The organism is Streptomyces coeruleorubidus (genome assembly GCF_028885415.1).
Lineage (GTDB): Bacteria > Actinomycetota > Actinomycetes > Streptomycetales > Streptomycetaceae > Streptomyces > Streptomyces coeruleorubidus_A.
Map to the genome: position 1 here is coordinate 303,738 of NZ_CP118527.1, position 13,027 is coordinate 316,764.

At 73.1% G+C, this 13,027-nt stretch carries 6 protein-coding genes and 4 pseudogenes; 3 read left to right on the top strand and 7 right to left on the bottom strand.

The window, feature by feature from the left end; genetic code table 11:
• Window positions 1-109 precede the first annotated feature (109 nt).
• Window positions 110-1,886: pseudogene (locus PV963_RS01560) on the top strand (serine hydrolase).
• Between the two features lie 10 nt (window positions 1,887-1,896).
• On the opposite strand, the gene PV963_RS01565 reads toward PV963_RS01560, so the two are convergent.
• The 4 genes and pseudogenes from PV963_RS01565 to PV963_RS01585 all read right to left on the bottom strand — a co-directional run bounded on the left by PV963_RS01565 (window position 1,897) and on the right by PV963_RS01585 (window position 7,029).
• Window positions 1,897-2,088 carry a DUF2795 domain-containing protein gene (locus PV963_RS01565; protein ID WP_274813806.1) on the bottom strand — a complete coding sequence of 64 codons (192 nt, stop codon included), beginning with the start codon at window positions 2,086-2,088 and terminating at the stop codon, window positions 1,897-1,899.
• 95 nt (window positions 2,089-2,183) lie between these two features.
• Entirely contained in the window at window positions 2,184-3,761 is a 1,578-nt protein-coding gene (locus PV963_RS01570) for a phytoene desaturase family protein (protein ID WP_274813807.1), read from the bottom strand.
• Between the two features lie 127 nt (window positions 3,762-3,888).
• Window positions 3,889-6,116: pseudogene (locus PV963_RS43425) on the bottom strand (tetratricopeptide repeat protein).
• Window positions 6,117-6,180: 64 nt separating this feature from the next.
• Window positions 6,181-7,029: an oxygenase MpaB family protein gene (locus tag PV963_RS01585; RefSeq protein ID WP_274813809.1), complete on the bottom strand. Its 849-nt coding sequence runs from the start codon at window positions 7,027-7,029 to the stop codon at window positions 6,181-6,183.
• A 210-nt stretch (window positions 7,030-7,239) separates the two neighbouring features.
• On the opposite strand from PV963_RS01585, the gene PV963_RS01590 reads away from it, so the two are divergent.
• Both PV963_RS01590 and PV963_RS01595 read left to right on the top strand, forming a co-directional pair.
• Window positions 7,240-8,763, top strand: coding sequence for an ABC transporter substrate-binding protein (locus PV963_RS01590; RefSeq protein WP_274813810.1), 1,524 nt, complete (start codon window positions 7,240-7,242; stop codon window positions 8,761-8,763).
• Between the two features lie 3 nt (window positions 8,764-8,766).
• Window positions 8,767-10,520, top strand: a pseudogene (locus PV963_RS01595) (ABC transporter permease subunit).
• A 65-nt stretch (window positions 10,521-10,585) separates the two neighbouring features.
• Here the strand turns inward: PV963_RS01595 and PV963_RS01600 are convergent.
• The 3 genes and pseudogenes from PV963_RS01600 to PV963_RS01625 form a co-directional block, all read right to left on the bottom strand.
• Window positions 10,586-11,569 (bottom strand): D-2-hydroxyacid dehydrogenase, encoded by a 984-nt coding sequence (locus tag PV963_RS01600; protein WP_274813811.1) that lies wholly within the window; start codon window positions 11,567-11,569, stop codon window positions 10,586-10,588.
• Window position 11,570: 1 nt separating this feature from the next.
• Window positions 11,571-12,497 (bottom strand): annotated as a pseudogene (locus tag PV963_RS43835) (aldehyde dehydrogenase family protein).
• 135 nt (window positions 12,498-12,632) lie between these two features.
• Window positions 12,633-13,013 (bottom strand): aldehyde dehydrogenase family protein, encoded by a 381-nt coding sequence (locus tag PV963_RS01625; RefSeq protein WP_342456345.1) that lies wholly within the window; start codon window positions 13,011-13,013, stop codon window positions 12,633-12,635.
• Between the last annotated feature and the right edge of the window lie 14 nt (window positions 13,014-13,027).

The window sequence follows — 13,027 nt, forward strand, 5'->3', positions numbered from 1 at the left end:
GCAGGATGCCGGACTCCTCCGGAGGACGGAAGGGGTTTCCTGATACACCGTCAGATTTATGGGCGGTGCCCGGGGACATACTGTCCGGGACGTCCAGGACGGCGGGAGGATGCGCGGTGACCGAAGGCACGGCAGACAGAGCGACGACGAACGGCGGGCTGACACGCAGGGGCGCCCTGGTCCTGGGGGCGCCCTGGCCCTCGCCCCCTTACCCGTCGAGGCCGCCCCGGTCACGGGGCGTTCCACCTTACGGCACGGCTCAGCCGCCCGCGCCGGGCTGCTCCCCTCCCATCTGCGGCAACTCGTCACCGACGCCGAGGCGTTCCTCGGCCCCCCCCCGAGCACCCCTGGTACGCGGGCGCCGTCCTGCTCGCGGGACGGGGCGGCACCGTCGCCCTGCACCGGCCCATCGGCATGGCGGTGCGCTACCGGGCCTACGACGAGAAGACCGACACCGGCGTCGAGTTCCCGGCCGACGAGCAGATCCCCATGGCCGAGGACACCGTTTTCGACCTGGCGTCGGTGTCGAAGCTGTTCACCTCGCTCCTCGCCGTGCAGCAGATGGAGCGGGGCCGGCTGGAGCTGGAGGGGAAGGTCGCCTCGTACCTGCCGGACTTCGGCCGCGCGGGCAAGCAGGACATCACGATCCGTCAGCTCCTCACGCACACCTCGGGCTTCCGCGCCTGGATCCCGCTGTACAGCGCGCCGACGCACGAGGAGAAGCTCCAGCTCATCTGGAACGAGGCGCCGGTCAGCGCGCCGGGCACGGCGTATCTGTACTCGGACCTGAATCTCATCTCGCTCCAGCTCGTACTGGAGCGGATCACGGGCCGCTCCCTGGACGTCCTCCTCCGCGAGGAGATCACCGCGCCGCTCGGCCTGCGCCGCACCCGATACAACCCGCCCGCCTCCTGGCGGCCGAGGATCGCGGCCACGGAGGACGCGCGCCCACCGTGGTCCGGCCTCGACCGGGGCCTGGTCTGGGGCGAGGTGCACGACGAGAACGCCTTCGCCCTCGGCGGTGTCGCGGGCCACGCGGGCGTGTTCTCCGACGCGTGGGACCTCGCGGTCCTCGGCCGTACGCTGCTCAACGGCGGTGTCTACGGGCGCGCGCGGATCCTGACGCCGGAGTCGGTGGAGCTGATGTTCACCGACTTCAACACCGCGTTCCCCGGGGACGAGCACGGCCTCGGCTTCGAGCTCTACCAGCACTGGTACATGGGCGCGATGGCCACACCGCGCAGTGCCGGGCACACCGGCTTCACGGGCACCTCGCTGGTGCTGGACCCGACGACCGACTCGTTCCTCGTCGTCCTGGGCAACTCGGTGCATCCGGTGCGGAGTTGGCGCTCCGGGTCGGCTCCCCGGGTGGCCGCCGCGAACAACCTGGCGCGGGCCGTGCCGGTCCGGCCGGTGCGGGGACGCAAGGCCTGGTTCTCCGGGATGGCGGTCTCCGCCACGGCGACGCTCACCCTCCCCGGGCTCGACACGTCGTCGTCCGGCGGGGCGCGGCTGCGCTGCGCGCTGTGGTGGGACACCGAGCCCGGAGCCGACGTACTGGTCCTGGAGGCGACGGCCGACGGGGGCACGACCTGGCAGCCGGTGCCCTTCACGACGTCCCGCCGGGGGGAAGACCCCGCCGGCATCCGTCGGGCTCGGTCACGGGCTGGTCCGGCCGCGTCTGGCACCGGCTCACCGCCGACCTCCCCGCCGCGCGCCTGCTGGCCCTGCGGTGGCGGTACGCGACGGACCGGCGGTACGTCGGCCGTGGGGCCTATGTGGACGGGTTGCGTGTGGACGCGGCCGACGGCGTCCTCTTCGACGAGGCGCGCCCGGCGGACGCGACGCGCGTCGAAGCGGTGGGGTGGACACCGTCGGGCGACTGAGCGGCTCTGGTCACTGGTTGAAGACGGCCTTCTGCACCTCGTTCGCTCCCTCGAAGCGGTTCTGCTTCAGGCTGTCGAGGCGGCTGACGACCTTGTCGTCGGCGTGGTTGCTGCGGGCACGCTCCACCAGGTGCTTCTTGTCCGTCGGGTAGTCCATGCCCTTCAGGGCCTTCTGCAGATCGGTCGGGCTGAGGTCGGCCATGAGAGCCTCCCGTGGGTGGTGCGACCGTCCGCGCGGTCGGCCGGCTGGTACGGATACCTTCGTGCTGTCGGAGTGCCCCACAGGACGGCAGTGATTCAGTCGTTCCCGGTTTCCAGTACCGCCATGGCCGCGTTGTGCCCGGGCACCCCGCTGACCCCGCCACCGCGCACCGCGCCGGCCCCGCACAGCAGCACGTTCGCGTGCCGGGTCTCCACGCCCCAGCGGCCCGTGCCGTCCTGGGCGTGGGGCCAGCTCAGCTCGCGGTGGAAGATGTTGCCGCCGGGCAGCCCGAGGTCCCCCTCCAGGTCGATCGGGGTCCGGGCCTCGATGCAGGGCCGTCCGTCCGCGTCGGTGGCCAGACAGTCGGCGAGCGGTTCGGCCAGGTGGGCGTCGAGCTGGGCGAGCGTCGACTTCAGCAGCTCTTCGCGTACGGCGTCGTTGTCCCGCTCGAACAGGCGGGCCGGGGTGTGCAGGCCGAAGAGGGTGAGCGTCTGGTAGCCCTGGTCGGCCAGGTCCGGGCCGAGGATGGTCGGGTCGGTGAGCGAGTGGCAGTAGATCTCGGAGGGCGGCGCGGCCGGCAGGTCACCGGCGGCGGCCTGGGCGTGGGCGGTGGCCAGCTGCTCGTAGCCCTCGGCGATGTGGAAGGTGCCGGCGAACGCCTCGCGCGGGTCGACGGCGCCGTCGCGCAGCCGCGGCAGCCGCGTGAGCAGCATGTTCACCTTGAGCTGGGCGCCCTCGGCGGGAGCCGGGGGCCTGTCGCCGGTCAGTTCCGCCAGGGCCTGCGGGGAGGCGTTCACCAGGACGTGCCGGGCGGCGACGGTGCCCTCGCCGTCGGCGGTGCGGTAGGTGACCTCGGCCGTGCCGCCGTCCGTGGCGATGCGCAGCGCCTCGTGGCCGGTGGCGAGGACGGCGCCCGCGGCGCGCGCCGCGTCGGCCAGGGCGTCGGTGAGGGCTCCCATGCCGCCCACCGGCACGTCCCAGTCGCCGGTGCCGCCGCCGATCACGTGGTAGAGGAAGCAGCGGTTCTGTTTCAGCGACGGGTCGTGGGCGTCGGCGAAGGTGCCGATGAGCGCGTCGGTGAGGACCACGCCGCGCACCAGGTCGTCCGCGAAGCGCTCCTCGACGGCGACCCCGATCGGCTCCTCGAACAGCGTCCGCCAGGCCTCCTCGTCGTCGAGGCGGCGGCGCAGTTCCTCACGAGTGGGCAACGGTTCGGTGAGGGTCGGGAAGACCCGCTGGGCGACGCGGCCGGTCATGCCGTAGAACTCCTGCCAGGCCCGGTACTCGCGGTCGGAGCCGGTGAGCCGGGCGAACGCCTCCCTGGTCCGTCGATCGCCGCCGCCGACGAGGAGCCCGGTGGGGCGGCCGTCGCGTTCGGCGGGCGTGTAGGAGGAGATGGTCCGGGTGCGGACCCGGAAGTCCAGGCCGAGGTCCCGCACGATCTTCTTCGGCAGCAGGCTGACCAGGTACGAGTAGCGCGACAGCCGGGCGTCGACCCCGGCGAACGGCCGGGTGGACACCGCCGCGCCGCCGGTGTGGTCCAGCCGCTCCAGCACCAGCACGGAACGGCCGGCCCGGGCCAGGTAGGCGGCGGCGACCAGGCCGTTGTGGCCACCGCCGACGATGACGGCGTCGTACGTCCGGTGTGCGCGGGGTCCCAGGGGTGCGGTCATGGTTCTTCGTAACACGGGGTGATCCAGGTCGGCCAGACGAACGGCGACCGGGCGTCTCGACAGTGCGCTGACGGGCCAGGGCGGCGGTGCCGGTGCCCGGGGACAGCACGACCACCCGCCACCCCAGTCACCCCCCAGCCGAAGCCCGCTGCCCGCGCAGGGCCGCCACTCTGCGGTACAGCGCCACGGCCTCGTCGCTGCGGCCCAACTGCTGGAGACAGTGCGCTTCGTCGTTGCGGCTGGCGAGGGTGTCGGGGTGGTCCGGGCCGAGGACGCGTTCGCGGGTGGCTGCCACCCGGCGGTACTCGGTGAGCGCGTCGGCCCAGCGGCCCAGCCAACCGAGGCCCACGGCGACCTCGCGGCGGCTGACCAGGGTGTCCGGGTGGTCGGGGCCGAGGACCCGCTCGCGGACGGCGCTCACCTCTCGGGACTCGGCGAGGGCCTCCTCCCAGCGGCCGAGCCGGCCGAGGTTGACGCAGCGGCCGTGGCGGGCGCGCAGGGTCTCGGGGTGCGCGGGGCCTTGGACCCGGGTGCGGTCCGAGGCCAGGGCGCTGTAGAGGTCGAGGGCCTCCGCGCTGCGGCCCAGACGGCCCAGGCTGATGCCGACCTCGTGGCGGGCGGCCAGGGTGTCGGGGTGGTCGGGACCGAGGGCCCTGGACCGGGCATCGGCGACCTCGCGGTAGGTCTCCAGGGCTTCTGCCCAGCGGCCCAGCTGGCCGAGCGCGTAGGCGACCTCGTAGCAAGTGACCAGGGTGTCGGGGTGGTCCGGTCCGAGCACCCGGGCGCGGGCGGCGGCCACCTCGCGGGCCATGCGGTAGGAGTCCTCCAGGCGGCCGAGGCGGCTGAGGTTGAAGGCGAGGTTGTGCCGGCAGCGCAGGGTGTCCGGGTGGTCGGGCCCCATCGTGCGCTCCCGGGCGGTGAGTACCGAGGTGTACACCCGGTGGGCGTCGAAGGGACGGCCGAGCTGGCCGAGCACGTAGGCCATCTCCTGGCGGGCCGCGAGCGTGTCGGGGTGGTCGGCGCCGAGCGAGCGGATCCTGGCCTCGGCGACGTGCTTGTACTCGCGCAGGGCGTCCGCGGCGCGGCCGGTGCGGCTGAGGGTGAAGGCGACCTCGTAGCGGCTGGCGAGGGTGTCCGGGTGGTCGGGGCCGAGGAGGTGCTCGCGTTCGGCGGCGACCGCCCGGTGCACCTCCCCCGCCTCCGCCCAGCGGCCGAGCCGGCCGAGGCTGAGACCCGCGTTGTGCCGGCCGGCCAGGGCGGTCAGGGTCTCCGGGGGCGGGCGGGCCGCTGTTCGGGGGCGGGTTCCTCGACGGGGCCGGTGGCGGGCCGCGCGATCCACTCGCCGGACAGTCCGGCGGCCGGGTCCGGCGGTGTGGTGCGCAGGCCGGCGCCTGCCGCCTTGTGGCCGGTGGTCATGCCGTGCGTCCAGGACGGCAGCCGGCCCGCGTGCGCCATCGCGTCGGGCGCGGGCCGGGCCGCCACGACGGTCGGCACGTACGCGGGCGCGGCCCGGTGCGTGCTGATCCGGCGGGCCAGCTCGCGGGCGTCGCCGGGCCGTTCGTCGGGTTCCTTGGCGAGCAGGTCCAGGATGACCCGCTCGAGGTACGTGGGCAGTTCGGGGCGGTGCTCGCGCGGCGGGCGGGGCGGGGTGTCGCGGTGGCCGACGAGGATCGCCCAGGCGTCGTCGAGGTCGAACGGCGGTACGCCGGTGGCGATCTCGTACAGCACGCAGCCGAACGAGTAGAGGTCGCTGCGCTGGTCGACCTCGGTGCCGCCGATCTGCTCCGGGGACATGTAGTGCGGGGTGCCCATGGCGATGCCCGTGCCGGTCAGCCGGGAGGTGAAGCCGATGTCGTGGCCGAGCCGCGCGATGCCGAAGTCGCAGATCTTCACCGTGCCGTCGCCGATCCGCACGATGTTGGCGGGCTTCAGATCGCGGTGCACGATGCCCTGTTCGTGGCAGTAGGCGAGGGCGGCGGCGACCTGCTCGGCGATCTCCACGACGTCCGCGACCGGCAGCGGGTGCTGCTTGTTGTCCTCCAGGAGCTGGCTGAGGTTGCGGCCTTCCAGCAGTTCCATGACGAGGTAGAGGACGCCGTCGGACTCGCCGAAGTCGTGCACGACGGTGATGCCGCGGTGCTGGAGCGCGGCGGCCACCCGGGCCTCGCGGCGGAACCGTTCCCGCAGCACGCGCGTGAACGCGTGGTCGTGGTTCGGGCCCAGCGGTTTGAGGCACTTGACGGCAACGTGCCGGCCCAGGGACTCGTCCCGTGCCCGCCACACCTCCCCCATGCCGCCGCGCCCGATCAGGTCGAGCAGCCGGTACCGGCCATGGATCAGCCTGGTCTCCCCCATCTCGCGCGACGCTCCCCCGGTAGCTGTTCGCCCGCCCCTCCCCTGGTCCACCCAGTATGGCGGGCTATCGTCCGAGTTTGTACGGTGCCGGGCGCGCATCCGGGCCGAGCCTCGCCATGGCGCGCAGGATGTGTTTGGGCGGGAGTTGCCACCGCACACGTGCGGGAACGCGGCGCAGCAGGAGGCCGGTGAGACGCAGTTGCCGGGTGACGGTGGCGGGTGCGGGGGCCGGTCTGCCGTACAGCTCGTGGGCGTACGGAGGCAGGGAGGCGTACGCCAGTTGTGCCACGCGCCGCCACAGCACCTCGCGCAACGGTACGAGAAGGGGATGCGTCGGCGGGCGGAGCAGGAAGTCGTCCACCTCGCGCGCCTCGGGGCCGGCGGCCAGTTCGGGGCGCACCTTCTCGAAGTACGCCGCCAGCTGGGCCCTGTCGGCGGGTACGGACTCGGGGTCGAGACCCACCAGGCGTGCGCTCTCCCGGTGTTCGGCCACGTAGCGGTCGGCCTCGGCGTCGGTGAGCCGGAACCCGGACCTGCGCAGGACGTCCAGATAGGAGTCGATCTCGGCGCAGTGCACCCAGAGAAGCAGACCGGGTTCGTCGACGCCGTAGCGCTCGCCGGTGTCCGGGTCGGTCGCCGTCAGCATGCTGTGGATCTTCCGGACGCGGGCGCCCGCCCGCTCGGCGGCCTCGGTGGTGCCGTACGTCGCCGTGCCGACGAAGTTCGCGGTGCGCATCAGGCGGCCCCAGGCGTCACGGCGGAAGTCGGAGTTCTGCATGACGCCGCGGACCGCGCGGGGGTGCAGGGCCTGGAGGTAGAGCGCCCGGACGCCGGCGATCCACATCATCGGGTCGCCGTGCATCTGCCAGGTCACCGAACCGGGTCCGAACAACCCGGGGTCCGCGCCGGTCATGCGACTCACCTCCGCCCGGCGCCCACGATGACACAGCTCGAACAATCGGTCGATGCCGCCGGGTTCGTCACCTCGCCCCTGCCGTCCGATTGTTGAGGTTTAACCGACCCGGTTCGAGCTTTGGTAAGGCTCTCCTTATATGCTGACGGCGCCGATCAAGCCCCCACCGGGCCGCTGCGGCATGCCCGACCTCCGCACGACAGGACTGACATGCGCACCACCTCCCGCGGTCTCATAGCGGCGCTCACCCTCACCCCTCTGTTGGCCGGCTGCTTCGCGCCGAGCGACAGCGGCGACGGCACGGGGAACGGAACGGGATCGGGCGGTCGGCTGCGGGTCGCGCTGGCCGTGCCGCCGGCGCAGGCGCTGTCCCCGTACAGCAACGACGCCACCGTGCTGAGCAAGCTGTCCGTCGCCGAAGGCCTCACCGCCCTCGACCGGAACGGCACGGCCAAGCCCGCGCTGGCGAAGTCCTGGAAGCAGGACGACGACACCACCTGGACCTTCGAGCTGCGCAAGGCCGAGTTCCAGGACGGCACCGAGTTCACCGCCCAGTCCGTCGTCAACGCGCTCGACCACGCGAGCGCGGCCAAGCCCAAGCCCCGCGTGCTGAGCGACGTGGCCCTCACCGCCAAGGCCGAGGACGCCGACACCGTCACCCTCACCACCAAGTCGCCCGACCCGGTGCTGCCGCTGCGGCTGGCCAGTCCCGCACTGGCGATCCTGTCGGGGAAGGCGTACGGCAAGGACGGCGCCGTCAGCCCGGTCGGCACCGGCACCGGCCCGTTCGAGATCACCCGGCTCAGCGGCAAGACCAAGGCGAAGCTCGACCGCTTCGACGGCTACTGGGGCGGCAAGGCGAAGGCGCCCGGCATCGACGTTAGCTGGATCGCGGACGGCACCGCCCGCGCCAACGCGCTGCGCGGCGGCGAGGCCGACATCGCCGAGTGGATCCCCACCGCCCAGGCGAAGCTGCTCGACAAGGACACCCGGCACGAGGTGCCCTCCGTGCGCACCGACAGCCTGATCCTCAACACCGGCAGCGGCATGTTCACCGACGCCGGTCTGCGCGCGGCCGCCCGGAAGGCCGTCGACGGTTCCACCCTGGTCGACTCCGTCTTCGGCGGGTACGCCGACCCCGCGCAGGGCCTGTTCGGGCCCGCCGTGCCGTGGGCGGCCGACAAGCGGGTGGCCGTGACCGGCCGCGCCCAGGCCGACACCGCCGCCCAGGTGAAGGCCGCGACCAAGGGCAGGACGCTGCGGCTGGCCACCTACACCAACCGGGCCGAGCTTCCCGAGGCCGCGACCGTGCTCCAGCAGCAGCTGGAGAAGGCCGGGTTCACCGTGAAGCAGGACGTGCGCGAGTACACGCAGATGGAGGGCGACCTCCTCGCCGGGAAGTACGACGCCCTCGTCTTCTCCCGGGTGACGCTCCTCGACACCGGTGACGCGGTCGACTACCTCGCCAGCGACTTCACCAGCGAGGGCGTCTACAACATCGCCGGGCTGAAGGACGGCGCGGTGGACAAGGCCATCCGGGCCGCCGCCGCGGAGCGCGACACGGAGCGCCGCCAGCAGAAGATCATGCGGGCGGAGGCGGAGATCCTGCGCACCGACGCCGTCGTTCCGCTGGTCCACGAGCAGGCGGTGCAGGGTATCGCCACCGGTGTGGAGGGCGTGATCCTCGACCCGCGCGAGCGCTCTCTCGTCGACCTCGACACGCACGTCGGGTAACGCATGAGCGTCGCCCACGCCCCCGCCGCCCGACTGTCCCTCTGGCCGGCGGCGGCCGGCCGTGTGCTCGCCGGAGCCGTGCTGCTCGGTGCGGTGGCCCTGCTGCCGTGGCTGACCGGCGCGGACCCGGCCCGCACGGTGCTGCGGGCCCGCTCCGCCGACCAGAATCCGACAGCCGCTGAACTGGCCGCGGTACGGGAGCAGTTGGGGCTGGACGAGGGGCCGCTCGCGCATCTCGCGCACTGGCTGGGCGGCCTGCCACGCGGGGACGCGGGTGTCTCATGGGTCTCCGGCGAACCGGTCATGCCACAGGTGGGGACCGCCCTGTCGGCCTCCCTGACGCTGATGCTGGGCGCGCTCGTGGTGACCGTCCTGGTGGCCGCGCTGGTGTGTGCCCGCACCGTGTTCCTCGGCTCCCGGCGCCGGCTGCGGCAGGACCGGACGGGCACCACGGCCGCCGTGCTGGCCGCGCTGCCGAAGTTCCTGCTCGCCTCGGTGCTGGCCACCGTGTGCGGGGTCTGGTGGGGGTGGTTCCCGTCCAGCGGCTGGGAGGGGCCGCAGTCGATGGTGCTGCCCTCGCTCGCCCTCGGCATCCCCTCGGGCGCGATGCTCGGCGGACTGCTCGACCAGGCGCTGCCCGCCGCCTTCCACGAACCGTGGGCGCGCACGGCGTACGCCGTCGGACTCCCGCCCGGCAACATCGCCCGCAACGCGCTGCGCCGCACCCTGCCCGGCATGCTGCCGCAGTTGCTGCCGACCGTCGTGGCCCTGGTCGGCGGTGCGGTCGCGGTGGAGAAGATCTTCAACATCCCGGGGCTCGGCCGGCTCGCCCTGGAGGCCGCCGTCGCGCAGGACCTCCCGGTGCTCCAGACCGCGACCCTGGCGCTGGTCCTGCTCGGGGTGAGCGCCGGCATCCTGATCCGGGCCCTGCGCCACGCGCTCCTCGGCCGCCCCCTGCGCGACGGCGCCCTGCCGGCCCTGCACCGGCCCCCGCTGTTCCCGCCGCGCTCCCTGCGCTGGATCACCGCGGCTTGTTCGGTGGCCCTGCTCGCCCTCGTCACGGCGGGCCTCCTGCGCGACCCCTTGCAGGTCGACACGGCGGCGCGGCTGGTGGCCCCGTCCCCCGAACATCCCCTGGGCACGGACGCGCTGGGCCGGGATCTGCTGGCCCGGCTGGGCCACGGGGCGCTGCGCACGGCCGGTGTCGCCTTCGCCGTGACGGCGGTCAGCGCGGTCACCGGGCTCCTGCTGGGCATGGCACCGCGGGCGAGCGCCGGTCCGACGGAGGTCGTGTCGACCCTGCCGGCGGTCCTCACCGGCCTGCTGATCGCGGGCGTGACCGGGCCGTCGGTGTGGGGCGCGGCGATCGCGGTCTGCGTGGTCGGCTGGAGTCCGTACGCCGCACAGACCGCCGCGCTGCTCGAACAGGAACGCGCCAGCGGTCACGTCGCCGCGTCCGTCGCGCTCGGCGCGGGACGGCTGCACCTGCTGCGCCGCCACCTGTTCCCCGCTGTCCTGCCGGCCCTTCTCCGCAACGCCCTGCTGCGGCTGCCGACCACCGTCCTGGTCCTGGCCTCGCTCGGCTTCCTGGGCCTCGGCGAACAGCCACCCACCCCCGAGTGGGGCCGGCTCCTGTCGGAGAACCAGCCGTACGCCGAACTCGCCCCTGGACGGTGCTCGGCCCGGCCGCCGCGCTGGTGGTGCTCTCCGTGCTGGCGGTGACGGGCAGCGCGCTGGGACGCGAGAAGGGCGAGTAGCACGCGTCCCGGCCGGTGGGCTCCACGGGCCGGGGCACCTGCTACTCGCCCTTCAGACGAGGTCTTCAGACGGGGCGCGTCTCGTCGACCACGTACCCCCGCCGCTTGTCCACGACGTTGCGCAGAGGCCGACCCTCGATATGACGGGTGAGGTTGTCGAGGAACACCTCGACAAGTGCCTCCCGCTCGCTGGTGGTCTCGCCCGCCGTGTGGGGGGAGATCATCACGCCGGGCATGTCCCACAGCGGCGACCGGGCCGGCAGCGGCTCCTGGCCGAAGACGTCCAGGGCGGCGCCGGCGAGCCGGCCGGCGGCGAGGTGGTCGATGAGCGCCTCCTCGTCGACGAGTCCGCCCCGGCCGACGTTGATCAGCCGGGCCCCCGGCTTCATGGCCGCCAGCACGGAGGCGTCGACCATGCCCCGGGTGCCCTCGGTCAGGGGCGCGGCCAGGACGACGTAGTCCGCCTCCGTCAGGGCGGAAGTCAGGGTCGCCGCGCCGTGGACCGTGCCGAAGTCGGGGTCGTCCGTGCGGGCCTTGCGGCCGGCGCCGCAGACCCGCATCCCGGTGGCACGCAGCAGCCGGGCGATGGCCCGGCCGATGGGCCCCGTGCCCCAGACCAGCACCGTGCGTCCGGTGATGCCGTCACTGGGCCGCGGACGCCACTCGCGACGCCGCTGGTGCTCCCAGGTGCCGGGGAAGTCCTTGGCGAGGGCGAGGATCAGGCCGAGGACGTACTCGGCGGTCGGCTGGTCGTAGACGCCGCGGGCATTGGTGAGAACGACGCCCGGATCGTCCACCAGGGCGGGGAAGAGCAGGGAGTCCACGCCCGCGGAGGACGCGTGCACCCAGCGGGGTGCCTTCTCGGGGTTGTCGGGCCAGGCGTCGCGGATGGCCGGGGTGATGGTGACCCAGGCCAGCAGGGCGTCGGCGCCGGGGAGGAGGTAGGGCAGCTCCTCCTCGGTGGCGTAGACGGTGTCCGCGAGGCGTTCGATGAGTCCGGTGGCGGGTGGCCGGTTGCCCCGGTAGAGGACGACGAGTCGGTCGGGCATGTCAGGCTCCGACGGGGACTGCGATGTACTTGTACTCGAGGAACTCGTCGATGCCGACGCGTCCGCCTTCGCGGCCCAGGCCGGACTGCTTGACGCCGCCGAAGGGGGCGGCGGGGTTGGAGACCAGCCCGGTGTTGAGGCCGATCATGCCGCTTTCCAGACGCTCGCTGACGCGCAGGGCGCGGTCGAGGTTCTGGGTGAACAGGTAGGAGGCGAGGCCGAATTCGGTGTCGTTGGCGGCGGTGACGGCCTCGTCCTCGGTCTCGAAGGTGAGGATGGCGGCGACCGGCCCGAAGACTTCGGTGTCGATGATGGCGGAGTCGGCGGAGACGTCGTGAGCACGGTGGGCGGGTAGAAGCAGCCGGGCCCTTCGGGGAGTTCGCCGCCGGTGAGGACCGTGGCTCCGCGCTTGACCGCGTCGCGGACGATGTCGTGGGCCTTGCTGCGGCCGGCGATGTCGATGAGGGGCCGACATCGATGCCGGGTTCGGTACCGTCGCCGACCTTCAGGGCCGCCATGCGGGCGGCGAGGCGGGTGGCGAACTCCTCGGCGACGGAAGTGTGGACGTAGATGCGGTTGGCGGCGCAGCAGGACTCGCCCATGTTGCGCATCTTGGCGACCATGGTGCCTTCGACGGCCACGTCGAGGTCGGCGTCGTCGAAGACGATGAGGGGGGCGTTGCCGCCGAGTTCCATGGAGGTGCGGATGACGGTGTCGGCGCACTGGGCCAGCAGGATCCGGCCGACCTGGGTGGAGCCGGTGAAGGAGAGTTTGCGGATCTGCCCGTCGCGCAGCAGCGGCTCGACGACACCGGCCGCGTCCGAGGTGACGACGATGTTCAGCACGCCCTCCGGCAGACCGGCTTCGGTGAGGATGCCGGCCAGGGCGAGGGAGGACAGGGGGTCTGGGGGGCGGGCTTGAGGACCATGGTGCAGCCGGCGGCGATGGCCGGCCCGATCTTGCGGGTGCCATGGCCAGGGGGAAGTTCCACGGGGTGATGAGCAGGCAGGGGCCCACGGGCTGGCGGGTGACCAGGAGGCGGTTCCTGCCGTCCGGGCGGTGGTCATCCCGCCGTCGATGCGCACGGCTTCCTCGGAGAACCAGCGGAAGAACTCTGCCGCGTAGGCGACTTCGGCACGCGCCTCGGCCAGGGGCTTGCCATCTCCAGTGTCATCAGCAGCGCCAGGTCCTCGGTGCGCGCGATGATGATGTCGTAGGCGCGGCGCAGGATCTCGCTGCGCACACGGGGCGGAGTGGCGGCCCAGGCCGCTGCGCGGCGACCGCCGCTTCGACGGCACGGCGGCCGTCGCCGGGGAGGCATCGGCGACCTGGCACAGCTCCTCACCGGTGGCCGGGTTGTCGACGGAAAGGGTCCGGCGGACTCCGCGTCCTGCCAACCGCCGCCGATGAAAAGCTGCTTGGGAACGTCGTGGACGACAGTCATCTCGAGGTCTCCTT

Excerpts from the sequence above, each read along its gene's own strand:
- PV963_RS01565 (WP_274813806.1), bottom strand. The coding sequence starts at position 2,088 with ATGGCCGACCTCAGCCCGACCGATCTGCAGAAGGCCCTGAAGGGCATG.
- PV963_RS01570 (WP_274813807.1), bottom strand. The coding sequence starts at position 3,761 with ATGACCGCACCCCTGGGACCCCGCGCACACCGGACGTACGACGCCGTC.
- PV963_RS01585 (WP_274813809.1), bottom strand. The coding sequence starts at position 7,029 with ATGACCGGCGCGGACCCCGGGTTGTTCGGACCCGGTTCGGTGACCTGG.
- PV963_RS01590 (WP_274813810.1), top strand. The coding sequence starts at position 7,240 with ATGCGCACCACCTCCCGCGGTCTCATAGCGGCGCTCACCCTCACCCCT.
- PV963_RS01600 (WP_274813811.1), bottom strand. The coding sequence starts at position 11,569 with ATGCCCGACCGACTCGTCGTCCTCTACCGGGGCAACCGGCCACCCGCC.
- PV963_RS01625 (WP_342456345.1), bottom strand. The coding sequence starts at position 13,013 with ATGACTGTCGTCCACGACGTTCCCAAGCAGCTTTTCATCGGCGGCGGT.